Source organism: Stenotrophomonas sp. 3diitr2024, from assembly GCF_042136455.1.
GTDB classification, from domain to species: Bacteria; Pseudomonadota; Gammaproteobacteria; order Xanthomonadales; family Xanthomonadaceae; genus Stenotrophomonas; species Stenotrophomonas sepilia.
On record NZ_JBHHMJ010000575.1, the window covers coordinates 1 to 560 of the forward strand.

Sequence of the window (560 nt, forward strand, 5' to 3'; positions counted from 1 at the left end):
CGCCCAGCGTCTGCAGGTACTGCACGAGGTTGTAGGTGAAGCTGTCGTAGTTGTCGATCATCCACTAGCGAAAGTTGACATTTTAGCCTTACTACTTAAGAATTGCGGAAACGAATCCCCATGAAACCTCTCATTCCTTGAAGAATAAATAATACCATCTAAAATTAACACTACATTTTGTTTAGTATTAAGTTGAACATCTCTATCATTTAAGTTAATACTCTGACCCGCCAACACAATCTTAAATAAAGATGCACACTTTCTCTGGGTATCTGCATTAAAGATGTTATATTTCGTTAAGATATCATCATATAGAGCATTATCTACCTCGTTCAAAACTCTTTTGACTCTTCTCCGTATATGTTCAACATGTCTTCTTTCCACATTTGATATTGAGTTATTGAGTAGCCTCTTGGATAAAAACTCTAAGGATTGTAGAGGTATTAAATTATGAAATCTTTCAAATGTATCTTTTACTATCTGATACGAGTCTATATACAAATCCCAAGTTTTTTTCGGTTGTTCTGTATTACCTTGAAAAATACCTAATACATATGAAT

Annotated in this window: 1 protein-coding gene and 1 pseudogene; both read right to left on the minus strand. The window is 34.1% G+C overall.

Annotated features, from left to right (window positions below; genetic code table 11):
* Positions 1-61 (minus strand): annotated as a pseudogene (locus tag ABGA94_RS14815) (anthranilate/aminodeoxychorismate synthase component II); the annotation flags it as partial.
* Positions 58-560 (minus strand): hypothetical protein (locus ABGA94_RS14820; protein ID WP_375367645.1); only part of this gene is annotated, 503 nt, incomplete at its 5' end. The gene ABGA94_RS14820 and the pseudogene ABGA94_RS14815, both read right to left, overlap by 4 nt.